This window comes from Xenorhabdus hominickii (assembly GCF_002632725.1).
Lineage (GTDB): Bacteria > Pseudomonadota > Gammaproteobacteria > Enterobacterales > Enterobacteriaceae > Xenorhabdus > Xenorhabdus hominickii.
Genome location: NZ_NJAI01000007.1, coordinates 178,042 through 203,255 on the forward strand (window position 1 = coordinate 178,042; position 25,214 = coordinate 203,255).

At 43.0% G+C, this 25,214-nt stretch carries 22 protein-coding genes and 5 pseudogenes; 19 read left to right on the forward strand and 8 right to left on the reverse strand.

The genetic code is table 11. The features are described from left to right. From Xhom_RS19760 to Xhom_RS19775, 5 genes are all read left to right on the forward strand, one after another. Window positions 1-210, forward strand: a 210-nt coding sequence (locus Xhom_RS19760) for a DUF5625 family protein (protein ID WP_244590795.1), incomplete at its 5' end; no start/stop codon positions are given. A gap of 49 nt (window positions 211-259) precedes the next feature. Next, entirely contained in the window at window positions 260-778 is a 519-nt protein-coding gene (locus tag Xhom_RS19765) for a hypothetical protein (RefSeq protein ID WP_084023065.1), read from the forward strand. A gap of 45 nt (window positions 779-823) precedes the next feature. Further along, window positions 824-3,397: a cadherin-like domain-containing protein gene (locus Xhom_RS49730; protein ID WP_232326310.1), complete on the forward strand. Its 2,574-nt coding sequence runs from the start codon at window positions 824-826 to the stop codon at window positions 3,395-3,397. Further along, window positions 3,316-6,438: a S8 family serine peptidase gene (locus Xhom_RS49735; protein ID WP_232326309.1), complete on the forward strand. Its 3,123-nt coding sequence runs from the start codon at window positions 3,316-3,318 to the stop codon at window positions 6,436-6,438. The genes Xhom_RS49730 and Xhom_RS49735 overlap by 82 nt, the downstream gene beginning before the upstream one ends. A gap of 939 nt (window positions 6,439-7,377) precedes the next feature. Beyond that, a complete protein-coding gene (locus Xhom_RS19775) occupies window positions 7,378-7,569 on the forward strand; it encodes a phage integrase N-terminal domain-containing protein (protein WP_069316124.1) in 192 nt (63 codons plus the stop codon). Here Xhom_RS19775 and Xhom_RS19780 read toward each other — a convergent pair. The 3 genes and pseudogenes from Xhom_RS19780 to Xhom_RS19790 form a co-directional block, all read right to left on the reverse strand. Then, window positions 7,561-8,343 (reverse strand): site-specific integrase, encoded by a 783-nt coding sequence (locus Xhom_RS19780; RefSeq protein WP_069316123.1) that lies wholly within the window; start codon window positions 8,341-8,343, stop codon window positions 7,561-7,563. The genes Xhom_RS19775 and Xhom_RS19780 overlap by 9 nt on opposite strands. Then, on the reverse strand, window positions 8,336-8,566 hold the full coding sequence (locus tag Xhom_RS19785; protein ID WP_069316122.1) for a DUF4224 domain-containing protein: 231 nt from the start codon (window positions 8,564-8,566) through the stop codon (window positions 8,336-8,338). The genes Xhom_RS19780 and Xhom_RS19785 overlap by 8 nt, the downstream gene beginning before the upstream one ends. A gap of 91 nt (window positions 8,567-8,657) precedes the next feature. Beyond that, window positions 8,658-8,873 (reverse strand): annotated as a pseudogene (locus tag Xhom_RS19790) (ATP-dependent helicase); the annotation flags it as partial. Window positions 8,874-8,880: 7 nt separating this feature from the next. Between Xhom_RS19790 and Xhom_RS31120 the strand changes: the two are divergent. Further along, window positions 8,881-9,021 (forward strand): hypothetical protein, encoded by a 141-nt coding sequence (locus Xhom_RS31120; RefSeq protein ID WP_157104613.1) that lies wholly within the window; start codon window positions 8,881-8,883, stop codon window positions 9,019-9,021. Window positions 9,022-9,033: 12 nt separating this feature from the next. Here Xhom_RS31120 and Xhom_RS19795 read toward each other — a convergent pair. After that, window positions 9,034-9,720: pseudogene (locus Xhom_RS19795) on the reverse strand (IS6 family transposase). A 619-nt stretch (window positions 9,721-10,339) separates the two neighbouring features. Here Xhom_RS19795 and Xhom_RS19800 point away from each other — a divergent pair. The 7 genes and pseudogenes from Xhom_RS19800 to Xhom_RS19830 all read left to right on the forward strand — a co-directional run bounded on the left by Xhom_RS19800 (window position 10,340) and on the right by Xhom_RS19830 (window position 16,985). Beyond that, window positions 10,340-11,548 carry a multidrug effflux MFS transporter gene (locus Xhom_RS19800; RefSeq protein WP_069316120.1) on the forward strand — a complete coding sequence of 403 codons (1,209 nt, stop codon included), beginning with the start codon at window positions 10,340-10,342 and terminating at the stop codon, window positions 11,546-11,548. Next, window positions 11,541-12,479 (forward strand): beta/alpha barrel domain-containing protein, encoded by a 939-nt coding sequence (locus Xhom_RS19805; protein ID WP_069316119.1) that lies wholly within the window; start codon window positions 11,541-11,543, stop codon window positions 12,477-12,479. Before Xhom_RS19800 ends, Xhom_RS19805 begins: the two co-directional genes overlap by 8 nt. After that, the gene (locus Xhom_RS19810; RefSeq protein WP_069316118.1) at window positions 12,476-13,231 is read left to right on the forward strand and encodes an alpha/beta hydrolase; all 756 of its coding nucleotides are present in this window, start codon (window positions 12,476-12,478) and stop codon (window positions 13,229-13,231) included. The genes Xhom_RS19805 and Xhom_RS19810 overlap by 4 nt, the downstream gene beginning before the upstream one ends. Further along, a complete protein-coding gene (locus Xhom_RS19815; protein ID WP_232326308.1) occupies window positions 13,228-14,838 on the forward strand; it encodes an isocitrate/isopropylmalate dehydrogenase family protein in 1,611 nt (536 codons plus the stop codon). The genes Xhom_RS19810 and Xhom_RS19815 overlap by 4 nt, the downstream gene beginning before the upstream one ends. Before the next feature lie 68 nt (window positions 14,839-14,906). Continuing rightward, a complete protein-coding gene (locus tag Xhom_RS19820; RefSeq protein ID WP_069316117.1) occupies window positions 14,907-15,581 on the forward strand; it encodes an RraA family protein in 675 nt (224 codons plus the stop codon). Then, window positions 15,578-16,459: a DUF6282 family protein gene (locus Xhom_RS19825; RefSeq protein WP_069316116.1), complete on the forward strand. Its 882-nt coding sequence runs from the start codon at window positions 15,578-15,580 to the stop codon at window positions 16,457-16,459. The genes Xhom_RS19820 and Xhom_RS19825 overlap by 4 nt, the downstream gene beginning before the upstream one ends. Window positions 16,460-16,757: 298 nt before the next feature. After that, window positions 16,758-16,985, forward strand: a pseudogene (locus tag Xhom_RS19830) (DUF6500 family protein). Between the two features lie 218 nt (window positions 16,986-17,203). Here Xhom_RS19830 and Xhom_RS19835 read toward each other — a convergent pair. Further along, window positions 17,204-18,718 carry an MFS transporter gene (locus Xhom_RS19835; protein ID WP_069316115.1) on the reverse strand — a complete coding sequence of 505 codons (1,515 nt, stop codon included), beginning with the start codon at window positions 18,716-18,718 and terminating at the stop codon, window positions 17,204-17,206. 137 nt (window positions 18,719-18,855) lie between these two features. Between Xhom_RS19835 and Xhom_RS19840 the strand changes: the two genes are divergently transcribed. From Xhom_RS19840 to Xhom_RS19855, 4 genes are all read left to right on the forward strand, one after another. Continuing rightward, window positions 18,856-19,713: a LysR family transcriptional regulator gene (locus Xhom_RS19840; protein WP_069316114.1), complete on the forward strand. Its 858-nt coding sequence runs from the start codon at window positions 18,856-18,858 to the stop codon at window positions 19,711-19,713. A 75-nt stretch (window positions 19,714-19,788) separates the two neighbouring features. After that, the gene (locus Xhom_RS19845; RefSeq protein WP_069316113.1) at window positions 19,789-20,484 is read left to right on the forward strand and encodes an IS6 family transposase; all 696 of its coding nucleotides are present in this window, start codon (window positions 19,789-19,791) and stop codon (window positions 20,482-20,484) included. 135 nt (window positions 20,485-20,619) lie between these two features. Next, the gene (locus tag Xhom_RS19850) at window positions 20,620-20,889 is read left to right on the forward strand and encodes a type II toxin-antitoxin system Phd/YefM family antitoxin (RefSeq protein WP_069316112.1); all 270 of its coding nucleotides are present in this window, start codon (window positions 20,620-20,622) and stop codon (window positions 20,887-20,889) included. 2 nt (window positions 20,890-20,891) lie between these two features. Next, the gene (locus Xhom_RS19855) at window positions 20,892-21,185 is read left to right on the forward strand and encodes a type II toxin-antitoxin system RelE/ParE family toxin (protein ID WP_069316111.1); all 294 of its coding nucleotides are present in this window, start codon (window positions 20,892-20,894) and stop codon (window positions 21,183-21,185) included. Between the two features lie 30 nt (window positions 21,186-21,215). Here Xhom_RS19855 and Xhom_RS19860 read toward each other — a convergent pair. Continuing rightward, window positions 21,216-21,521 (reverse strand): annotated as a pseudogene (locus tag Xhom_RS19860) (DDE-type integrase/transposase/recombinase); the annotation flags it as partial. Between the two features lie 189 nt (window positions 21,522-21,710). Between Xhom_RS19860 and Xhom_RS19865 the strand changes: the two are divergent. Next, window positions 21,711-22,748 carry an IS110 family RNA-guided transposase gene (locus tag Xhom_RS19865; RefSeq protein ID WP_069316110.1) on the forward strand — a complete coding sequence of 346 codons (1,038 nt, stop codon included), beginning with the start codon at window positions 21,711-21,713 and terminating at the stop codon, window positions 22,746-22,748. A 407-nt stretch (window positions 22,749-23,155) separates the two neighbouring features. Continuing rightward, a complete protein-coding gene (locus tag Xhom_RS34275) occupies window positions 23,156-23,314 on the forward strand; it encodes a lysozyme inhibitor LprI family protein (RefSeq protein WP_157104612.1) in 159 nt (52 codons plus the stop codon). Window positions 23,315-23,806: 492 nt separating this feature from the next. Here Xhom_RS34275 and Xhom_RS49740 read toward each other — a convergent pair. Continuing rightward, a pseudogene (locus tag Xhom_RS49740) lies at window positions 23,807-24,828 on the reverse strand (IS110 family RNA-guided transposase). A 30-nt stretch (window positions 24,829-24,858) separates the two neighbouring features. After that, window positions 24,859-25,214 (reverse strand): transposase (locus Xhom_RS19875; RefSeq protein WP_244590796.1); only part of this gene is annotated, 356 nt, incomplete at its 5' end.

Below are 25,214 nucleotides of genomic sequence, written 5' to 3' on the forward strand. Positions count from 1 at the left end.
ATCATTCGTATCGCTACCCGTCAAAGCCCATTGGCTATGTGGCAAGCGCAATATGTCCAAAAGCAATTAGAGCATTTTCATCCAGAACTGAAAGCCCCCCCCCCCCCCCCCGGGCGTTATTCTGCTGTTATTACTACCCTGGAGAATGTTCCTGATTTTAATGGAATAGAGAGTTTTGTTGAGGTCAATTATTTTAATCCGAAAATTTAATTTATATAGAAAAGATCAAGAGAAATAACAACTAGAGGAAATAAAAAATATGGAAAAGAAATATACCGTAACCTATAAAGTTGCTCCGATGGGGGCTAAGTATGTTTATCAGGCCGATAAGAACGAACATAAAGCAGGAGATGTGCATTCTTCATCTGGCGGGCATATGTGGTATGTGATAAATGATGGCAACGGTAATGAAAGAAGTTACGGTTTCGAGTCAGTGTATGATCAACCCTGGGGGGAAGTGCGAGTAACAACTCATGATAATGCTGCCTACCAACAGACCTCTTATGAAGTTACCGTAGCTTTGAATGAATCTCAGTATAAGAAGTTAATCGCATTTTCGCAAAATCCAAAGGAAATAGGTGGATTTAGGGATACAGAATACAGTTTGCACAGCAACAGTTGCGTCGATTTCGTATTCTTTTCATTAACATCTATTGGATACAATACGCATGGTATGCAAGGAAATCTGGTTCCTGTAAATAACATTATTCCTTTGAATAATATGTTCAAATTTAATGGAGCTGAAATCATTAGTAACCATTTTATTCGTGATGGTTAGTATTATGAATATCATGAAGCAAGAGATGTCACTAAAACTTTATGGTTGACCCCTGATGAAGGTAAGCGTGTCCCAGAATCGTCAACAAACTTGATTAATATCGATATCAATTCCTCTCCCCAGCCCCAGAAACATATTCAGGGCGAAAACCAAGCGCGGCAGGATGTTGCTAACGGTTATATCCAAAATGCGCGACACACAAAATATCTGTCCTCGGAGATATTCTCAATAAAACAGACTTCACCTCAACCCAGATGGCTGGCCTTGCCACCGGGGGCATTCGTCCCGGTGAAATGCAGCTCGACCCCAATGTGCGGCCCAACACCTATCTGTCGGAGTTCTACAAACCCTTCTACCAGCCCCGGAGACACGAGTAAACTGGACTTCGGTCTACGCAACGCAGCCACGTTGAACGGCTTATCAGCGATGACGACGTTCAACACGTATGTTGACCCGCTATTATTGGATCTGAGCGGTAATGGCGTACACATGACAGACATCCGTGATGGCGTGTTGTTCGACATGGATAACAGTGGCACGCTCAAGCGCAGCGGCTGGGCGGATCGCAATACCGGAATACTGGTGATTGACGATGGGGGTGGTCAGATAAAAGATACCAGCCAGATGTTTTCTGAGTATTACAGCGGCAAGGCCGGGATACATGGTGCTGCAGGCGAGAAAAAATTCAAGGATGGTTTCGGTGCGCTGGTCAGTGAAGATGCAAATAAGGATGGAGTGATTGACCAAAATGATCCGATCTGGAGCAAGTTGCGGGTCTGGGTCGATGGCACACATGATGCGAAAGTCGATGCGGGCGAACTTAAGACACTGGCGGAACTAGGTATTAACCAGATTAGTGTCCGTTCCTCGGATAAAGTCGAAGTGCGCGATGGAAATCGGGTTGTTGCCAGTGGATCTTTCACCATCAATGGCGAAACCCGGGAAATGCTGGCTGTTGATTTTCTCGGTGACCCCGTCAGCAACACACTGAGCACTCAGGGGACGGGTACGCGAGTGACTTCTACCTACAACGATATCACGACCACGGCTTACGCCAGCCAGAGTGGAACAGATGAAACCCTGGATGCGGAACAACTGGGAGTAAGCAATCTGTATGGGGGCAGTGGTAATGATACCCTGATTGCGGCAAAAGCCGGCAGCTGGCTGGTCGGAGGTGCAGGGAGCAATACCTATGTTGGTGGTGCCGGTGATGACGTTTTTGTTATCAGCGCTTCTGACGATACGAAAAACATCCACGGTAATGGGGGGCACGATACTGCAATCATTGTCGGCAACAAAGGTATAGAACTAGACATGGCTCAGGCCGGTTTAACTGTCGCACAAGGTGGAGGTGGCAATGATGTCATCAGAAGTGGTGGAGCCAATGGTGTCTTTATCAAGGGCGGCTCTGGCGACTCAGTTCTGATCGGTGGAATGGGTAACGACGTCCTAGCCGGAGGCAGCGGACACAATACCATCATTGGTGGCAGTGGTAAGGCAGTTATCTATGCGGGGCCTCAGGGCGACACAATCTATGCTTCCGAAGGTGGCAGTATCATTCACGCCGGTGGCGGAGACGATAAAATTTTCGGCGGTACGGGTGATGATATTATCGAGGTAGGGCACGGCAATGCCTCGATTGATGGAGATGATGGGGTTAACATCGTCAGCCTGCACGGCAACCTCGGGGACTATCAAATTACCCGCACTGACAGTGGATACATCGTGACCGACAAAGTTGTCGGGTGTGACGGCACGGTAACGCTGAAAAATATCCAAAAACTTAATTTCGCGGATATTTCGGCTGTTGATTTACAAACTCCTAATGCAATGCCTGTCGAGGATGTCATCACCCATGACAAGGATGGTAAGGTTTTTTCCCGCACTCAGCCTCATCTGATTTCCGCAGAGAGCCTGCTGGCCAACGATCAACACCTCAACAGTCTGGGCGACCTGCGCATTGCCAATGTTGGGGTTGCGATAGGCGGTACAGCCAGTCTCACAGCACAGGGGGATGTCTTATTTACGCCGGATGCAAATTACACCGGCGTAATTAGCTTCAAATATGGTGTAACCGATGCAGCTGGTAATCCTTCAGCCTCGGTAGTGGATCTGAGCAGCGGGGAAACCGCACCAATGCGGGCCGTTGCTACCTTACTGACGCCGGAAGTCCCGCTCGATCCACTGGCTGCCCAGCAATGGTATCTGAGCGATGCCAACATCTTACCAGTTTGGAAAGACTATACCGGCAAAGGAGTGCGTATCGGTCAGTTTGAACCGGGCGGCAAATTCGCCACCGGGCCAGAAATCTTTGATATCGCTCCCCCCGACCTTGCAGAAAATGTTGACAAAGCCTGGCTGCAAACTCAACAGGCCAATGGTACCTTGCCAAACGTGGTTTCCAACCATGCGACAATGGTAGCGGGTGTAATGGTTGCATCGAAGAATGATATCGGTGGCGTAGGCGTTGCCTATGATGCCACGTTAGGCGGCTATTATCTGGCCAATGACGGTGCTGATCTTGCAGGATTGGGCATATGGTCAGCTTTGACGTTGCCAACAATAGCTGGGGATTCACTAACGATTTCGCGCTCAGCAGTTTTCAGGATGGTTCCATAAATACAGCTGCATCGCTGAGCCTGAATGCGCAGTACGCAGCGGCTAATGGCCGTGGCGGATTGGGTACCGTCATAGTGGCGGCGGGTGGTAACGATAGAGAAGCCGGCGGTAATGCTCAGGGATCACTGACTAGTAACAATCGTTTCGCTGTGCAAGTCGGTGCGATTAACGCACAGGGCGATTTATCGACCTTGCAGATTGGTTTTTCACCGTTCTCGAACCCGGGTGCCAGCCTGCTGGTTTCTGCACCGGGCAGTAATGTGGTATCGACCAGCCATATGCTGAAAACCGAACGTGGCTCAACTTTCGGTAATGATTATACCAGTATGCAAGGCACCAGCTTTGCCGCACCGATCGTCTCCGGTATTGTTGCACTGATGCTTGAGGCCAACCCGAACCTGGGCTATCGTGACGTGCAGCAGATCCTTGCACTGTCCGCTCGCAAGGTAAATGACCCATCCACCGAATGGAGCGACAATAGCGGCCATCACTGGAATGGCGGTGGAATGCACACCAGTAATGATTATGGTTTTGGCGCAGTCGATGCACGATCCGCTGTTCGCTTGGCCGAGTCTTGGATGACGCAAAGCACGGCTGCCAACGAGTACGTCTATAGTGCTTCCAGCGGTGCTCTTGGCAAAACCCTGGCTGCGAGTGAAACGCTGTCATCCTCCATTGCTATGAATGCTGGTTTGAACATTGAGCATATCGAAATTGATTTTGACGCCGAGGTAGGTCGTCTTGGCGATTTAACGCTCAAACTGATCTCTCCCGATGGCACTCAGAGCATATTGCTCAATCGCCAGGGTAAGATTCCAGATGGCCTGCCGGGCGCGAGTGCAACTGATATGGGTAGCAGCCGGTCGGGGACGTTCAAGTACAGCTTTATGTCGCCCCATGATTTTGGTGAAAACTCGGCGGGTAACTGGACGCTGCAAGTAACCAGTGCAAATTCAGGCCTGCCAGCCACACTCAATGCCTGGTCACTACGTTTGTACGGCAGCAAGAGTACACCGGATGACACTTACTTTTACACCGACGAATATATCCAGTCAGTGGTCGGGCAAGCCAACCGTGCGGTACTGGATGACGCGGTCAATGGTGTGGCAGGTGGGCGTAATACCCTCAATGCAGCGGCGGTTTCACGCGATACCTCGGTCAACTTGCAGACCGGTGTTGCCAGTATTGGCGGTGCCGCGTTAACTATCAAGGATCCATCGAGCATTCAGAACATTGTCACCGGCGATGGCAACGATACGCTGGTTGCCGGTAATGCTGATGCCTTGCTTGATGGCGGGCGTGGGAACAACACGCTGGTTGGCGGTGCGGGTAAGGATTTCTTTGTGGTTCACCGCCGTGAAGCAGGCAGCGATATTATCAGCAACTTCGAGGCTGCTCGTGGCGAAATCATCGATCTGGTCGGGTTTCGTGGAAAAACATTTGCTGACCTGCTACTGACTCAGCAGGGAGAGGATGTTAAGGTTGATCTGGGTAACAACCAGAGTATTACCCTGAAAAATCAGCAAATCACTGGAATTAGTGCTGAGAATTTCAAGTTCCAGGATTCCTTTATCGCACCAATGACCTACACCAGTAGTGATACCTCTACGCACCAACCACAAGAAGGCCTGGGAACAGTGATCCTTAATGGCGGAGGCAATAGGGTCTCGCTCAGTACCGATGCTCAGGGTCAGATGAAATTTAGCTTGGATGGAACTATTTATAGCCATGATAGTGCAACATCAGACACTTTTGTTATAGCAGCTCAACCAGGTGCTAATAATTACAGAAACGCATTACGTGGGTTCCGCCACGGAATCGATAAGATCGATCTGCGTCAAGTTGGCATCACTGACTTTAGTCAACTTTCTATCACTAAAAGCAATCGTGGTACGATCAATGGGCTGTCACAAATTCATGGCGTTAACGTCACGTTTAATGGGGCAAACGGTGCTGATTCAAAAGTGGAACTGCTTTATCTCGATACTCTGGATATTTCACAGATCGATGCAGCCGACTTCATTTTTGCGGAACATGCACCAGACTTGGTACCCACGGTCAAACCAGTCGTGCCGCAATCTCCTGATACATCAACTATTACAGTGCTGGACTCATTGACACCGAGCATACCTTCTATTGATATTGATCGGAAGCCAATTACTATTCCTGATTGGAAACCGATTACTATTCCGAAAATTGATCCAGTAGTAGAACCGACACCAATAACCACTGATCCCAATACTGTTATAGTTAAAAATACTTTTGCCGAAGTTACGTTGGGAGATGAAAGTAAAACGATCATTGTGGAAGCTCACCTTAATAAAATTGTTGCTGGAAATGGCGATAATAAGGTTAATGTAACGGGAAATGGTTCCAATATCACTCTAGGTAATGGTAACAACACCATTATCGGTAATGTTGATAAACTAACAGTTGGATATGGTGACAATAAGATCAATGTAACAGGACGAGATGCCGATATCACGCTAGGTGATGGTAATAACATCATTACCGGCAATGTTGGCAAACTAATAGCCGGAAATGGCGATAACAATATCGAGTCCAGTAGTACTATGGCTAAAATAGAAGTAGGAAGTGGTAATAATCATATTGTTGCTAACGGTACTATGTCGATGGTAAAAGTTGGTGATGGTAATAACAATATTTTGACCAGTGGTACTATGTCGACTGTAGAAGTCGGGCATGGATTCAATGAGTTAGAATTTAGCGGTGATATGGGCAAATTGGTGTTAGGAAAGGATATCAGTCTTGATAATCTGAGATTCCAGCATGCTGGGCAGGATTTGCAGATTTCGGTCATTGGTGGCAAACAGGAGGTCACTCTGCATAATTGGTATGCCAGTTCTCCTGAACGACCAGCAAGCATTATGGTCGGTGATGGCCATCGCTTGATGGATAGTGAGGTTGAGCACCTTGTTCAAGCCATGGCTGCATTCGCGCCGCCAGCACCTGCAACCTCAATGCTCAGCGATGTTGAGCAACAACGGCTGCAACCTGTACTGGCTGCCAACTGGCACTAAATGTAATGGGTAATAGCGCCCGCGATAATCATCGCGGGCATCTTACTAGCTGGTAAAAGTTGTGTGTTGTTCTACCTTGAACAAACATTTGACTCGCTTCAATCCAATAGATAATGTATGGAGCTGTAACTAAAACGATCCTATCGCCTGCAAGGATCAACGTTAAGCGGCGAAATAAAATTCCCGTAGCCTGAAAGGGAGAGCAAGCATTGCGGTACACCTGCCCACCTTTGGAAGCAGATATTGCCAAGTATGAACAATCTAAACTGTTCGGCAATGAAGGTTTCTTAAACTAAGAAATACACCCAAAAGGTGTTTTTATATTGTCAATCAAGTGTAGTGAACGTGGATTCATACACTGATTTTTAAAATCAATATAGACCCTATTTCCCTTCATCTTTAATGAGCTATTGGATGGCTTTTGCACATCACGTTCATATTTCTACTATCTCAACTTGAATTATTCAGCGGGTAAGTTTCTACACGCAAATAATTAACTCATAACTACCGTTTGACTCTGAACCTTGCGGCATTTTGCTGGGCTTACTGGCATTTCAACACCTGCACAACTTTTTCTGACCGTTCACAGAACTCAAGGCGTCACTTTTTGCCGGTTTACCGCTGAAAGTGACGCCGCAGCCAAAGGACAACACGACGATGACAGGCTCATGCCTGCTTAACCATACAGTGCATCTGACACTGCATTTTTAGATTGAAAAAGAAGAACCTGACGATATCGAGGCTGGCTTTTTGCAGGTGGGGATGACCTGTTCATACAGGTGGCAGTACTGCGTACTCAACCGATACCCCGCAATACCTCAACCTGCGTTCACTCTGGCGCACAGATATCCGTCAAGGGCAAAGCAGGTATTGCCTGTTTTGTCCGCACTGTCGCGCGCCAGAGATCGCATGTTGTCAGGTATCAATAAGGGGAAGCCAATGAGCCGATTGATTAAAGAATTGAAGTTTTTTGCACGGAAAGGTGGTGGTGGTCATAAGACATGCCATAACCGTATTCGGATCGCCGGACGTTTGGGCGCGTTGTTATTGAGCTTGAATATTCAGGTAAAAAGTCTCAAGAATTTGAAAGCCAAACATGTAGAGCATTACGTTGATGCCCGTTTACCGTGAACCTTTGCACTGGTGGAGCACATAGATGCTACTAAAACCGTTATCCAAGGGGAGTGCTTTACTCATCACAACGGCATTATCTAAACGGTCGGTCCACGCCTTGATTTGGGCAACGCCCGTTTTACCCTGCCTGATGTATATGCCAATGTCGTTTGTTTGAGCATAGGTCAGTGACAGTACGTCCGCCTGCCGGGTACAACACAGATAGGCTAACTCCATAGCAACCTGAACGAGAGGGGGCGCAACGGAGTAAAGCGCGTTGTATTCCGCATCGGTAATGTACCGATCCCGCGGCGTTTCCCTGAATTGCCGGACGCCTTTACAGGGGTTGCTGCTCACAATGCCACGTTCATACCCCCAGCCAAATACACGGGACAAGAAGTTTTTCTCTCTGTTGGCTTGCGTCTTGGCTTTCAATCCTCGTTTATCCATATACTTACGAATATGCTGCGGTTGAATGTTATCCGGTAGCATATTCCCGAATACCGGCAATAATTTGCCTGCGTACTTCCGGTAGTCTTTTTGGGTCTCTTTCGCCAAGGCTGAAAAATCTGCGGAGAACAGAAACGCATTTACCAGCCCCTGTAACGTTTCTTCATTTTTCTGTTCAGCGATCAGTTTTTCATACGCTAACCAAACTTCTGCCTGTGTTGCGGGAAAATCACACAGACGAATTGTCCGGCTGTCATAAGTCTGGAATTCATACGCAGATCTGCCCCGTCGAATTCGCGGTGGCATCCAGTTATCTGCGGGGTTTTTACGTTTTCTACCCATCTAGCGCTCCGAAATTAGGTTCTTGAGGGGCAGGAGCATAGTTTCTAATCCGTTGTGACATCGGGTTGTTAAAATGCTCCCAGGTGGTTCGGGGTCTCCCGTCCCGGCGAGTGATAAAGAATATGCCGGCTTCTTTTAGCGCTGCACACTGCTTAGACGGAATTTGATACCCAGTTAATTCAGCAATATCGGTATCGCTAATGATGCCGGTTTTTATATCCATATTGACCTCGATTATCTATTAACCGTTCGGGGTGAACATCACCGTCCTATAAACGGTGCTGCATAAAATTAGTTGCGGAATGTTACTATACTTACCGTTTCTTCATAGCCTCTAATAAAATATCTTGTACTTCCCGCTTAGAATTTCGGCGCTGCATGACCAGCTCGTCCATGGTGCCGTGAGCGATAATGTGGTGAACAAACACCGGGCGGTTGTGTCCGGCCTGTGCCTGTCGGGTAGGGCCGATACGTTCAATGATTTGCTGGTACTGCTCCAGGTCCCACCAGTGGGAGAAGAACACTAAGATACCGGACATGAGTTTCTTTCCTCTTTCTGGTCAGGGTACAGATACATCGATGTGTAAATTACCTAATGGTTTGATGTTACAAACATTTAGCCGCGGTATTATGACCCCTGGCGGCGTTGGTGAGGTGAGCACGTTGGATATTCGGTAAGGTGATTGATTTTTACTCAGCTAATTGATAGAAAAATGCCGTTGGTGAAATCGGACACCCTTCTTTTTGTCGGTATTGTCCTTTGCAACATACAGATCAATTCAATCCCTGCCAACACGGTCTGGGCTCGTCTGAAGTTTTTGAACCCCAGCATAGGACGTGTTTGACGTTGCGGTGATCCTGTTCAATCAGATTATTAAGGTCCTTATTCTGCCGGATAACCATGACGTCTTCCTTTGGCTTTCCCTTGTTTAACTCGTCCACGGCGGCTTTATTGGCGCCACTTTTATCAATAGTCGTCACGTCAGGTTGCCCATGCTGACGCATCGCTTTCTTAACGAAACGCAATGCCGCTTTTTTATCCCGATGAGCGGTCAGCAAAAATTCAACCGTATTACCGTCTGAGTCTACAGCACGGTAGAGGTAACGCCATTGCCCTTTGATTTTGATATCAGTTTCGTCCCTTCGCCATCGACGCCAAACTTTGGGCTTGCTCCACTGATAACGTTTAACGATCAACGGAACCCAGCGATGAACCCAACGAGAGAGCTTGGAATGATCAACAGCCATCCCCCGCTCAGCCATTATTTCTTCCAAATTACGCAGGCTCAGCGCGTAGGCCAGATACCCGCGAACACACTGAGCGATGATATCAACAGGATAGTGCAGGCGTTTGAACACATTTCGGATCAGGGACATCGTCCTGAACTCGCTAAAAAACTGGGGAGTTTACCTGATGTTCCGTTAATGCGACAGAACCCGTCAGTGACGTTCTTGCTATACTCCGTCAGTCCGTCGTTATCAGCAGAACCGTGACGAATCTCAACAAATAAGGAGATAATGCGCAAAAAATAAAAAAAAGAAATAATCCAAGTAATCAATACGTTTAATGACAGGTTTTGGAATAGGCATATTTATTTTCTGGTAAAATAAATAGATAAAAATATATTATAAAAATCATATAATAATAAAAATTAAAAATATTCAATATGTTACAATGTATTACGCTCAAAAGTTAGATTGGAAATGACATATTAAGTTATCCTTATATATTCATAGATGGCAAAGTAAAAAAATCATTATGTTATCTTTAATGGATTTTATTTCCATAGTTGCTATTGATTTAATTGAAATTACTTTCATATGCCTTTATAAAAATATAAATTACAATAATATTGTTGACATTTAAGATGTTAAATGTGATTTTTTATTTTGTGTTTTTCTATAAGTAAATTCAACTTACGTTGAGTGATTGTTTATTTTTTAGTGACTATATTATAGTGCTTATTATTATACCGGTTAATTTTATTATCTACTTATGAAAAATAAAACTTATTCTTTATTATTTATCGTGTTAATGGTTTTTCTTTCTATGGGAGGATTGATTTCATCAGACATATTTCTTCCTGCCTTGAGTAAAATGGGACATTATTACAACGTTAGTGAATCTAATGTACAGAGTGCGATATCCATATTTTTATTTGGCACAGCCTTTTCTCAACTTATTTATGGTCCATTGAGTGATTGTTTAGGAAGAAAAAAAATTCTCCTTGCGGGAATTATTATATGGTTAATTTCCACTGTTTGTATTTTCTACAGCACACATATAAGTGAATTGTTGCTATTGCGTTTATTTCAAGGAATAGGAGCTTGTGCCGGTATTACATTAAGTCGCGCTATCATTAATGATTTAATGGAGAAGGAAGAGGCTGCGAGTTTATATCTAATCATTTTTCCTTTTGTGGGAATGTCACCAGCAGTAGCACCAATGATCGGTGGAGTACTTAATGAACATTATGGCTGGAAAGCTTGTTTCTTATTTTTGACTTTATTTATAACAGTCACGCTTGTATTGATTTTACTGGTATTGAAAGAATCACTACCTGTAGAAAAACGTCAAAAATTGAATGTTAGAAGTGTATTGAATAATATTCATTACGTACTAATAAATAAAAAATTCCTCTACTATGCAGCAATCCCTTGTTTTGCTTATGCGGCATACTTTTCTTATTTGATAGAATCGCCTTTTATTCTTACAACTATGGGGTTACCAGAGAAATATATTGGCTACACTTATATCATACTCTCTTTGAGTTATGTACTAGGTAACCTGACAGCTAAGAAATCAAGTCGTCAACGAAGCTTACGAAAAACGATCTCTCGTGGCTATATATTCTTTATCGTTGGAGGAATTGCTTTCACAATACAAATGTTTTTAAGTCCTTATCCATTGTTAACATCGGTGCTAACAATAGCAATATTGACTTTCGGCAATGGTTTTTTGCTACCACTTGGTACGGCATCGGCAATCGCTACGAATGCACAAGTTGCAGGAACTGCTTCTGGTGTGATGGGAACATTACAATTGGGCAGTGCAGGATTAGCATCACTCCTTATCGGTTATATATCTCACCATGATCCCATGAAAGTGGCAATTATTATCACTATTATTTCCCTTGTTGGCAGCTCTATTTATTTAATGGGTGATAATGAGAAGTTAAAGTTAAGAAGGAATCAAAATGGTTAATAATATAGATGTAACACTACGTGATGGTGGATACCTAAATAATTTTAACTTTACAAAAGAATACGCGATAAATCATGTCAAGACACTGGTCAAAGGAGGTGTGGAGTGGTTCGAAATTGGTTATCGTAATGGTTCTTTTAAACCTATACCAAATATTGGCCTAACAGGTATATCCCCAGACAGTTACATTAGTGATATCCATCAAGTGATACCTAAGGCGAAATTGGTCGTTATTGCACACCCACACAATATTAATGTTCATGATATTCATGCAATGAAGGCGAATGGTGTTAGCTTACTTAGGCTATGTATCAAGACTGACAATCCGCAACCATGTTTGGCATTATGTGAAACTGCGCAGGTCATTGGAATGGCGGTGAGTATCAATTTTACTCGAGTAAGCCAGCTTCCTATCAGTAAAGTTATTCAGATTACCAAACAATGCGAACATGCCGGTGCTGATATCATTTACTTAGCGGACTCAAATGGCAGCTTATTCCCAGAACAAGTATCGCAGTTATTTTATAAACTAAAATCTGCTACTCAATTGCAATTAGGTTTTCATCCCCATGACAATTTAGGGCTTGCTACGGCGAATAACATTGAAGCTATGAAGTCTGGAGCCAGTTTTATTGATAGCTCTTTATCAGGAATGGGAAAAGGAGCTGGAAATCTCAATTTGGAAAGCTGGTTATCATTTCTCAATTTGAGTCAAAATACTAAACAATACGATCTTGAGCACGTATTTAATCAACTTAATGAACTGCAATCCCATCACTTTTTTGCTGCATCTAAACGCGAACTTATTGATGTAATGATGGGGGTGTACAATCTGAATGTAGAAAATAAAACAGCTCTCGAAGAAGGGTTACGATGTGGTATTAATTATGCGTTTCAGGTTGTTAAGTCTTTGAGGGGAACAACAGCATGATACAGCATAATAATGCCGGGCATTTTAGTCCTGAAGCAGTAATTCTCTCTCCAGTGATGCCGCTATGGGATCATGGTGACTTTTGCGCTCCACTGGTCTTATTATTAGAAAAACTTGGATACCGGGTATCTATAATTGATACATTATCTTTAATTAACCACGTTAGCCCTGATTTAATTGATCCTGACTGTTTTATTAATGCTATTGAGTATGAATTAACTCAACATTTTTCTAAGCCCTACCTTCTTATTGGATTTGCTATGGCAGGCACTCTAGTACAGTTACTGGCGTCGCGCTTAAAAATGCTTACGGGAGTCATTTCAGTCAGTGGTCCTGGATATGCAGATATATTACTGAGAGATAAATTAGGACAATTAATAATGTTACTGAAAAAAAATCAGTTGGATGAATCCATTTCATTATTGCATGACTTTGTTATTCCCGAAGGAGGAATACCGCCTTCCATCATATCCGCTATACCGAACCATTTAAAAGATAGTGCAGAAAAACGTTTAATAATAGGGTTTTCATTGTTGCTGCAATTCGATGCAAGAACAGTGCTGTGTAATTATAAAGGAAAATTCCTGAGTATAGTTGGTGAGTGTTCACAATTAGCTACTGTACATAATCAAGTTGTCAGTTCTAACCTTATGCACAATTTGGTTGTAGTTGAGGGAGCAGGAATGCGCCCCTGGAACGATCAACCTGAACTTATTAATGATGCAATTAACAATTGGCTTAAAATCTTATGAACAAAAAAATTCTTGTTTTACCTGGAGATGGTATTGGTCAAGAAGTATGTGATGCAGCTCTTCCTGTATTTAAAGCATTAGACCTTCCTGTGACATTGACAATTGGCGATATCGGTTGGACTTGTTGGGAAAGAGAAGGTAATCCCGTACCTGAAAGTACTTGGGAACAAATATCTTCAGTTGATGCTGTATTGCTCGGTGCCATTACCAGTAAAGGCAAAGAAGAAGCGCAACAAGCACTGCCATTGTATCTTCGTGAAAAGGTGGGAAATTATGTATCACCTGTTATCCAATTACGTCAACGTTTGGATTTATACGCAAATATTCGACCAGTACGTTATATAGAAGGGGAACGTAAACCTTTTCGCTGTTGTGTTATTAGAGAGAATACAGAAGGATTATATGCGGGATTCGATTTTAAAGGAATTCCTGCTACTGCTGCTGATTGGTTAACTCATCCTAATATAGACAAATATGGACCTGATGAGGTGACATGGTCAGTACGTCTACAAACACGTTTTGGTCTGGAGCGTCTGTTTACCACCGCCTTCGAGTATGCAAAGGAAAATAATTACACGCGCGTAACTTTTGCTGATAAGCCGAATATTATGCGGGAAAGTGGGCATTTTGGAAAGGCTATTTTTGATACCGTTGCAGCACGTTACCCTGAGATAAAGGCGGATATTCATAATGTAGACGCAGTGGCATTGTGGTTAGTAAAAAAGCCGCATGAATTTGGTGTGATTGTTGCTGAAAATATGTTCGGTGATATTTTGTCCGATCTGGCTGCTGGCGTAATGGGAGGACTTGGTTTAGCTCCTAGCGCTAATATTGGTAGTGATATTGCATACTTTGAACCTGTACACGGTAGTGCACCTAGCATGGCGGGTAAAAATAAAGCTAATCCAGCAGCTATGTTTTATACAATAGCTTTGCTATTGGAGCATCTTGGTTTTATTGATGCCTCCATGAAAATTAATTGTGCAGTAGATAATGTAATACGTGTAGGGCAAACCGTAACTTATGATTTGGGAGGAAGTGCTACGACCCAACAAATGGCACAAGCTATTATTAATACTTTAAGCGAAAAGTGCACTAACAAGTCGGCATCAATTATTACGGTTGGTGATGAACTACTGAGTGGTCAATATATTAATACTAACCTTCAGGATATTAGCTGCTATCTCCTAAAGCAAGGATATAAAGTAAAACAACAACAGGTTTGTGCTGATGATATTCACCAAATTGTTACAGCCGTAATTCGTAGATTGGGGCAGGACGCTCTCATCGTTGTGTCCGGCGGTCTTGACTCTACCCCAGATGATAAAACCCGTGAGGCTATAGCTAGAGTAGCAGGGCAGCCTTTAGAAATACGTGACAATATATGGATGGGAATACAACAACAGTTGAAAAAATCAGAGGGATATTGTGACCCTCAAAATCAACTGCAAGCAATGTTTCCAGCCAGTGCAGAAATTATACCTAATGCTGTAGGGACAGTGCTTGGTTTTAGCTTAAGTGTGGATGGAAGTAAAATAGTCGTATTACCTGATACCCCTTCGCAGATGAAACTAATGTTGTCAGAGATGCACTCTATTTCTCAATGATTAGCATGAGAAAATGAAATTGCCATATGAAGTTCCGTGTATGCCCGTGTACTCAAGGAAAAAATCTAATGCAAACTACACTAATTGAGAAAATCAAAGAACAATTAATGGCACTCGATAGTGCTGCTATATCGGATGCAATGGATAGCCTGCATATTCCCGCAGGATTAGCTGGGATAATACCACGCAACTCAGGAGTCAAAATAGCTGGACCAGCTTTTACTGTACGTTATGAGCCTATCATTCCAGAACAGGGAAAGTTTCTCAATGCTGGAAACTATATTGATGAAGTACCTGTTGGGCACGTAGTGGTGGTTGATAACCAAGGGCGCACGGATTGTACTAGTTGGGGTAATATCTTGACCTTTAAGGCTATACAAAAAGGAATTGCAGGCTCTGTAATTTATGGATCAGCTCGAGATTTATCGGAAGTCCGTAGGCTGGCATATCCCTTATTTACAACAGGGATTTATATGGTATCTGGAAAAAATAGAGCTAAAGTTGTAGAAACTCAATGTACTCTGAAAATTGGTGATGTAGTCGTATCTCCTGGAGATTGGATTTTTGCTGATGATAATGGTGCGTTAGTTATCCCACAGCAGCATTTACTGACAATTATTGAGCGCGCTGAAAACGTTGAAAAAACTGAACAAGCCATTATTGAAGCAATAACAAATGGGGAAGATTTAGTTTCCGCTCGTGAAAAATTAGGATATGCCGTACCTTGGAAACATGACTCATGAATCAAAAGTTTATAGAGTACTGGGGAAAAAAATTTAACTTTCTGGATATTCATTATCATGCCCGCCCCGATAGTTATGTTCGTAGATATAATGTACTCGAAGCAGGAAGAGAATATGCACGGCATAATGGTGGCGTTGTACTCAAAAATCATTTAGGTAATGTTGCTGCTTTATCATCACTGGCTCAGGAGGAAGGACTTCCAGTTTTTGGTTCGGTAGTATTGAATGCAGCAGCTGGAGGAATGACAACCAACTCAGTAATCCAGGCACTAAGTCAATACCAGTTTGATGAAGCCCCCAGATTATTAGTTCATTTGCCAACTATTGTTCCAACAAATCATAAAAGTGTAATGAAGCGTGCTTGGGCAAATACTGCTGCTCACACATGTGCCCAACAATACTTGTCTGTTGTCGATAGTAACGGACGGGTACGTAAAGAAGTCCATGAATTAATTCGTTTTGCTCAACAATATGATGTTGTGTTGTCATCAGGTCATGCATCGTGTTACGAAGTTATGCAACTTATTGATACGATTACTGCCGCAGGGGGTTGTAGGTTTATGCTTAACCAACCCGCTAGTCCGATAACGGGGCTAAAGGCGAAAGACCTTAAGGAACTGGGTGAGCATGACTGGCTTTATGTGGAGCAGACAGCACTAACCATTTATCTCGGTTATCAAACAACTGAAGATTTTTTCGAGGTATTATCAGAAGTAAATAATGTGGTTTATAGTTCTGATCTTGGTCAGCCTGTGCAGCCAGATATTGATAAATGGCTGAGTGACAGCAAATGTTGGTTTAAAATGGCTGGTCTTAGTGAGTCACATATCCGAGACATCTCCTTGCTTAATCCGTTGAGGATGTTGGCTCCTGATTAGAGCTAGGGGCTGTTGACGTTTTGTGAAGGAAACTTGAACGGCATGACGATCTGGTATCCTTGTTTTCGACAAAAAACCGTTACTTTGAGAATACCATGCCGAGAACTATGTTACCCGCTCCTTTGTGGAATAAGCTATTTTTATTCATGTAACAAAATGGATTTGTCTACAACAAAGAAGAAGGGATCCGTTTGGGAAACGGAAAATATTGTACGTTAAGACTGAATATTGGCCTATTCCACACGCTCTTTACCCAGTGAGTAGTATGGCTATCCTCAGTAACCATCAGGGAAGGATAATAAGAGCCAATATTCGAGCGAGGCTAGTGAAAGTATGTGAAGCCAAGATTGCGGCTAAAGGGGATAATGTTGGCGTGTCATTTTATGCTTTTTTTGCCAACAAGAATGATGACCCGGAATGACTCATGGAAGTAGCCCAATGGTGGATCTTTGAGATGAAGCTGGACCACTTCGAAAAAGCCAGAAAAATCATATCCCTTATATGTATTAGCTTAGATTCGACCTGACATTGTTCTTTGGCTGAACACGGGGTCCGCTTGGAAAACGGAAAATATCCTACGTTAAGGCTGTTTTATATACAAATTGATATTATCCGAATTCTACCTAGTTGTTCAGCTCAGTCTTACTCTAACTGAGCTGCAATTAACGTTGCTTTAGTTTTTTTTCAGAAACAGATATCACTTGAGTAATCATTCTATTATTTTTTATATCCATTAGGGATAGGTTAACAATAGGGTTTATTTTTCAAAGAGAAAACAATAAAACTAATTGTTGCCATCAGGCAAACACTAGTTGCAGCATAAGCCATTAGCCATTCAAAACCAGAGATTAAGGCGGTGTGGATAATCTCATTAGGATCTGTTATATGACCTAGACTTCTTTCTACAGCAGCAGTATCTCCAGTCGCTATTTTTTCTGCTAATCCTCGTATTTGTTCATTACCTATTAAATTTAAATGGTTATTTAAATAGATGATGATTCCTTCAACTAAAAGAAATCCCATTACCGCAATATTAAATGCTAATGAAATCATACGTGCGCTTGTGTCAGAACCCGATGCCATTCCTGCTCGTTCAATAGGAACTGATGCCGTTATCGTATTTGTTGCTGTAGTGTTTGTTGCACCGACTCCTACTCCCGCTAACATACAACCAAGTAGCATTATCCATTCTTTCTGGTGATGTCTATTGGCAATAATCATTAAAATAAAACCAGTACTAATGATGAGAAGACCTATAGGGATCACCATTCTTGGTTTGTAACGAACAGCCAAATGCTCAGCGAATGGAGGAATAAAAAGGGTTGGTAATGTATATGCCAGTAATGCTAAACCTGTTTCAACACTGTTATAACCCAAACCTAAGTGAAAATAGATAGGCAGGTAGATGATAAATGGCCAAAAGCTAAAGTTTTGTCCCATTGAGCCAAATAGCGCACCAGAGAAATTACGAATTTTGAATACAGAAAATTCAAACATCGCTTGGCTATTAGCACGTTCGGCAAATATAAAAGCAATAAAGCTCAGAATTGATAACCCAATGATACTTAATGCTTCTACACTGTTAAAACCTAACGTTGGTCCTTGAGTAATAAATAGTACCAAACAGAAAACACCCATAGATAATGTTAATATACCTTTTAAATCCAATTTAGCGGCGTTGATATTACGTGATTCTTGTACCCCTTTTACACTTAATAGTAAGGTGATAATGGATAAAAATACGTGAATTAAAAATACCGACTGCCAATTTATATAAGTAAGAATAAGGCTACCTATTATCGGCCCAAAACCAAGCCCTGCACCAAAAACAATCCCCCAACACGCAAATGCATTTCCCCTTTCTTTTCCGTCACGAAATTGGTTAGAAATAATCGATATCTGGCAAATCAGCATCATCGCAGCACTAAGCCCTTGTAAAAAACGCGCTATAATAAGAACAGTTGCGTTGGTTGTGAGGCCACAAATTAAAGACGTAATACCAAAGGAAACAATACCTAGAATAAATATTTTTTTACGACCATAACGATCTGCGATTGTACCAACAGCCATTAAGATTGTTGTCATTGCGATAGTATATGCAGTCATTACCCATTGTAGTTGGCTAAAACTAGCACTCATTACCTTTTCTATAGTTGAAAGGACCGGCGGGATGCTTGATATCTCCAACCCTAGCATAAGAGCAGATAAACAAACTGCAATTAAAGCATATTTCCCCTGCTGCATAGATGTATTATTCATAACAATCCTTTGATAATATTGGTTATTTAATTAATGTGTTACTTTTTGAACAGGCCTTATTCTCAATAGTATTGATGAATTATCTATATATCAATGTTATGATTTTGTATTTCTATGACAACATTATGGGATGATTAATGAATCGAATGGCGCTTGATGTAGAATCCGTAAAAGCATTTATTTATATTATTGATTTCCAAAGTTTTACTAAAGCAGCGGATGCATTGGGTACAACTCAGGGAGCGATAAGTGTTAAATTGAGGCGCCTAGAAGAACGATTAGGCTATAAATTAATTGAACGGACGCCCAGATTAGTACGATTATCGGCCCAAGGTACCGTTTTTATTAATGCTGCAAGAGAGTTTATTGCTGCGCATGACAGAGCCATAGCTGCTCTTTCATGTGAATGTCGACGTTTCAGGTTAGGTATTGCAGAACATGTTGCAGGACCAGAAATTCCTGCGTTATTGGCTAAACTAAATGAACGAGATCCCGCTTTAACAATTGAGATCAGATTAGAAAATTCAACTCAATTATTAGAGGCCTTTGATAGTGGGGAACTGGATGCTGTCATTGTCAGGCAAGATGATGATTACCGAAGCGGTGAAGATCTAGGCCCTGAACATTTTGGTTGGTTTGCGGCTTCAAATTTCCATCAACAGCAAGGAAAACCATTAAAACTTGCTTCATTAGCACCTTGTTGCCGTTCTCGGAATATTGCCATTGATGCGTTAGATAATGCAGGAATAGAATGGGTAGAGGTATTTGTTGGGGGAGGTAATGTTGCTATTATGGCCGCGGTATCAGCAGGTCTCGCGGTTTCTGCTTTTTCATGTCGTCTTGCCCCTCCTAATACTATTGAAGTTGGAAAAAAATTTGAATTGCCAGATTTGCCTTCCTCTAGGATCATATTACATTCAAAACTCACAGATCAACGTTCCAAAGAAGCGCTGCGTACATTAGCAGCTGCATACCGCGAACATGGAACTTCCTAAGAGGAAGCCAAAGGGGCTCTGTCGCATTAAGGCGTCGTTGGGTAACATGCTGTTTTTTTGTGATGTTACCTGACTATGCCTCTGATCCGAAAAGCCTTCAAACGTCTGCATTATCCTATTGATATCATTGCTCAATGCGTTCACTGGTATCTGGCCTACGCCCTGAGCCTGCGTAACTTGGAAGAAATAATGGCTGAACGGGGGATGGCCGTTGATCATTCCACGCTCTCTCGTTGGGTTCATCGCTGGGTTCCGTTGATCGTTAAACGTTATCGGCGGAGCAAGCCCGAAGTTGAGCGTCGGTGGCGAAGGGACGAAACTGATATCAAAATCAAAGGGCAATGGCGTTACCTTTACCGTGCTGTGGATTCAGACGGCAATACGGTTGATTTTTTGTTGACCGCCCATCGAGATAAGGAGGCCGCTTTGCGTTTCGTTAAGAAAGCGATGCGTCAGCATGGACAACCCGACGTGGTGACGATTGATAAAAGGGGTGCCAATAAAGCCGCGGTGGACGAATTAAACAAGGGAAAGCCAAAGGAAGACGTCATGATTATCCGGCAGAATAAGTATCTTAATAATCTGATTGAACAGGATCACCGCAACGTTAAACGGCGAACACGTCCTATGCTAGAATTCAAAAACTTCAGGGGAGTTCAGACCCTGTTAGCCGGGATTGAACGGGTCAGCCTGTTGCGTAAAGGACAATACCCACAAGAGCCGGAACACCCAATTTCACCCGCCGCACTGCATAAAAATCACTTAAGATAATTTCGCTCGCGATCTCTCGGTTAATGCGACAGAACCCTTTTTTTGTACCTTGGCAGTTGGCTATTTTGATTACTGGCAGATCTATGCATTTTAGCTATTATAGCTATTCAAGCCCTTTTAGACGGTAGGTGATGTATGGAAATTATTCCCGCACAACTAGCTAAGAACCAGTTTGGTGACCTGCTTATGAAAGTTCAGCGTGAGCCTGTGGAAATTAGTAAGCATGGTAAGCGTGTGGCCGTGGTTATCTCTCCTGAAGAGTATGATCAGTTCGCACGGCTCAAGTTACAGAATTTAAAAGCTGTTCTGGCTGAATCTATTGCACAAGCTGATCGTGGAGAATTGCATAATATTGATGATGTATTTGCCCCGTTGACGGTTGATAAATTTGAGGATAAGGTTTAGGGATGAGTGTTCGGTTTACTAAGAAGGCCAGAGAACATATTCGTGCAATAAAACTCTATTCTTATGCGCCGATGGGGGCGAGTGTCGCGGAAGCTTATATAATTTCGTTACGTGTAACTATGACGGAAATTCTTGATCGTCACCCATCTCCCGGTCGTGACCGCAGTGAGGATCTTTATTTTGGTGTGCTGAGTTTCCCCGTAGAGAACCACATTATTTATTACCGGGAAGTTTCGACTGGTATTGAAGTGTTGACGGTGTTACATCAGACGCAAGATCCACATAACCACCTATAGTGGAGAGCATAAAACGTGGGGCACTTTAATCTGGCCAGCAGTATCAACGGCACGATAAAGATAACGCCATTGTCCTTTGATTTTGATGTCCGTCTCATCCCTTCGCCAGCGTTGACCAACCTGACGTTTATGCCGACGAAAAGCCTGATTGAGCAACGGTGTGAGTCGAAGTACCCAGCGGTACAAAATAGAGTGATCAACGTGTACTCCTCGCTCCGCTATCATCTCGTCTAAATTTCGCAAGCTTAGAGAGTAAGCCAGAGACCCGCGGACATACTGAGCCATAATATCACCAGGATAATGCAGGCGTTTGAACGCTTTTCGGATAAGGGGCATATCGGGTTTCATCCTGAGTTTTCACAACGATAAACCAAAATGCTCGTTAATGTGACAGAACCGTTCTCGTTCCACTGAGCGTCAGACCCCTTAAACGATGAGATGGTCTTCCCCTCCTCAACAATAGCGCTCTGTGCCAAGATAAGAGCGCATATTTTTCTGCTTAACTTCATTAAAGAGAGCAAGATCATGAACAAAGGAAAAATCATTGGAATCGATCTGGCAAAAACACATTTTTATCTTTTTACTCTTGATAAGGAAGGCAACCCGGCAGGGAAGAAACGATTATCCCGTGGTGAACTGCTGAGATGGTTGGCTCAGCAAACCGTGGTCATCGTCGCGTTGGAAGCCTGTGGCTCGGCTCACCATTGGGCAAGGGAAATCCAGGCACTCGGACACCAGGTGCTAATTCTCCCTGCTCAACATGTTAAAGCTTATCGGCGTAAGCAAAAGAATGACTATAATGATGCCCAGGCAATTGCTGAAGCCTGCCAGCATGGTACAATCCGTCCGGTGAGAGTAAAAAGCCTTGAACAGCAAGATGAGCAAACTTTTCTGAAAATGCGGCGACTGGTGGTAGAAGAAAAGACGCAGCTGATCAATCATATCCGCGGATTGCTGGCTGAATATGGCATTATTTTGAAACAAGGTGCCTCTGCTCTGCATCATCTTTTACCGAGCTTGTTGGAAGACGGTAATCCTGCTATGACTCCAAAGTTAAAAATACTGATGCAGCGCCAATATGCACGTTTAGTGACCTTAGAACAAGAGCTAATCTGGTATGACAGTGAATTGAGAATACAGGTAAAGAAAAATGCGGTTTGTCAACGGCTCCAAACCATTCCCGGATTTGGTCCCCTAGTGAGTCAGTTATTCAAAGTTTGGATGGGGGATGGACAACAATTTAGACGGGGACGCGATGCATCAGCGGCCCTGGGACTGGTTCCCCGGCAATTTAGCACGGGAGGCCGGCAGATATTGCTGAGTATTACAAAATGTGGTGATGGTTATATCAGAGCCATGCTAATCCAGGGAGCACGGTCCGTGGTTAGCCGGGCTGCCAATAAAACAGATACGCTGAGCCTTTGGATTAATCGACTGCGAGAAAAAAGAGGGTTTAACCGTACTGTAGTTGCACTGGCCAATAAGTTGACACGTATTGTTTGGGCCATTATTTCCCGGCAAGAAATCTATATCCCTAAGGGGGTTAGTCTGGAAAACGGTTAATGCAAAGCTACATACGATTGGTGTTATAGAAATTGAAGATATTCCCAAAAGTCATGCATTGTTAAGAAAGCGAAGATGATGAAAAACAGGTCAAACCGACGCCCCGAAAACCTGTTGAGCTTTTAGGCGATAAAAGCCGTTTAAACGTTAAGGACGGAGCGTGCGAATGCCTCATCAAGGCCAGAAGTCATGCCACTTCAGCAGTAGGCCGGATATACGTAAGCTACCTTGTTCTTTTGTCTGAAAAGCTCTCTTGCAATACTGGGGAAGACCATATATGAGTTTAATTTAGCTTCCTGTTTCAAGCCATTAAATCATTGAGTACGACATATCAGCGTTTTGTTTTCCCTGTATTTTGCTTGATTAATGAGCCAAAATTACTTTAACGAATCTTAAGAAGGTGAGAGATGTTAAAGATAATTGCTACAGCTCTGTTTCTGATGCCTGCCGTTGTTAATGTTGCTAGTTTTGATTGCACTAAAGCAACAAGCAAGGCCGAAAAGTTAATTTGCTCTACTCCTGTGCTATCCCAAGCTTATGATGTTTTGTATGTCGATTATCTTTAAGCGAAGATTGTTACTGGGAATAATGATGATTTTAAGGCGTTAGTAAAGCAGAATTGGAAACTTCGTGAAAAAAACTGCAATACGGTTTAATGTCTTAAAAACTGGTATAAGCGTTCATCTGAAATTTATCAGCAGATTGCTGTTATAAAACTGAAAGATGCTATGAAGAAGGGCAAAAAGTTATTCTTAGTGGTATTTGCTAAGGATTACCTATCCTGGCCTTTCCAACTATGAAAGTATAGAAGAGGGGGATATCTCAGAACCTTATATGGACACCGACTTAGTTCAAGTAGGTAAATCAATTTTCTGACAAAAGTAGTCGCAAACATATATTCGGCTTCAAAGAGCCCTGATGAAAATCCGCACTCTCTGCCCTCACTAGTTCAACAGCTTTATTAGGCTAAGGATCTTACCAGGTTCACAGAAAGTCGGTGCTACCTGTCAGTACATCTATTTATGGACTTCAACGACATATAAAATTAACATGACTCTTCATCGCAGGATATAGACCGATTGTTGGTTAACCAATGCCCAAGCGATCCGGGCATTCTTATTGGCTAATGCCACTGCTGCTTTATTGGTGCCACTGCGTTCTATCAAGCTTTTTAGCCAGTACTGTAATTCACTACATTGTTCGTCAGGCCGCTTGCTGAGTCGGTATATGACAGAACGGGCCCCATGGATCAGTATTCCCCGTAAGTAGGCATCTCCCCGTTTACTGATACCGAGTCGTTTGGTTTTTCCACCACTGCTGTGCTCTTTCGGCACCAACCCCAAGTAACTGGCGAAATGGCGGCCGTTTTTAAACTCTTTACTGTCGCCCAGCGCTATCATCAAGGCAGAAGCTTCTAATGGCCCGATACCCAGTAAGGTCAGTAATCGATGAATATCCTCATTTTGGGCATTCAGATGGTCAAGACGTTTATCCAGTTCTTTCAGGCGTTGCTGAAGATCTTTCAGTTCAAACAACAACGCCTGAAATAATTGACGGCTCAACACAGTCAACTCATTCTCAGCATTTTCCAGATGTTCAGGTAAACATTGCTCTACCTTATGCCCACTTTCTGGGATAGCAATACCCTATTCCAGCCCTAATCCACGTATCTGGTTAATCAGCGCTGTCCGATTTTTCATCATACGCTGACGAACCCGGTGTAAGCATTGAATATCCTGCTGTTCTATCGTTTTTTCCGGTACATACCGCATACCTGGGCGACTGTTAGCCTCCACAATGGCAATCGCATCATTTTTGTCATTTTTACTGTCCATTCTGAAAGGCGTGACATGTTGAGGGCTAATTTGTTTAACTTCATGTCCAAGTTGTCTGAATTGACGACCCCAATAATTGGCACTGCCACAGGCTTCCATCACTATCCTTGATGGCGCTTGTTGGGCAATGAAAGGGTGAGTTTTTCACGGGATACCATTTTGTTCTGAATCGGTTTCCCAGTGGAAGACACGATATTTAACTGAAAAACTCGCTTTGACAGATCAATTCCGATAACTTGTTCCATGGGACACCTCTTCATATTTTGCTGATATATTCAGCATGGCTCACTGAAGCCGGTTTGGGGAGGTGTCCATTTCATTAATTCAGAATCTTTCCTGCACAGTAATAAGACAAGAAAGGCCAGATTAACAAACTGAAGGCGGGTATTTAAATATCGCTCACAGTTTTTCCATAATCTACGGCATTTATCCAGCCAGGCAAATGAACGCTCGACAATCCACGGGTTTGGGATAATCCTGAACGTATGAAGCTCATTACGTTTGGCTATTTCGACGGTGGCCCCCAATATCTGGTCATGTATTAAATAGTTAGTTGTTGTGATATGCTTCCCGCCTTTTAAGGGTAAAGCATGGCCAAAGCTGACGTCTATTGCCGTTATTGTCACAAATC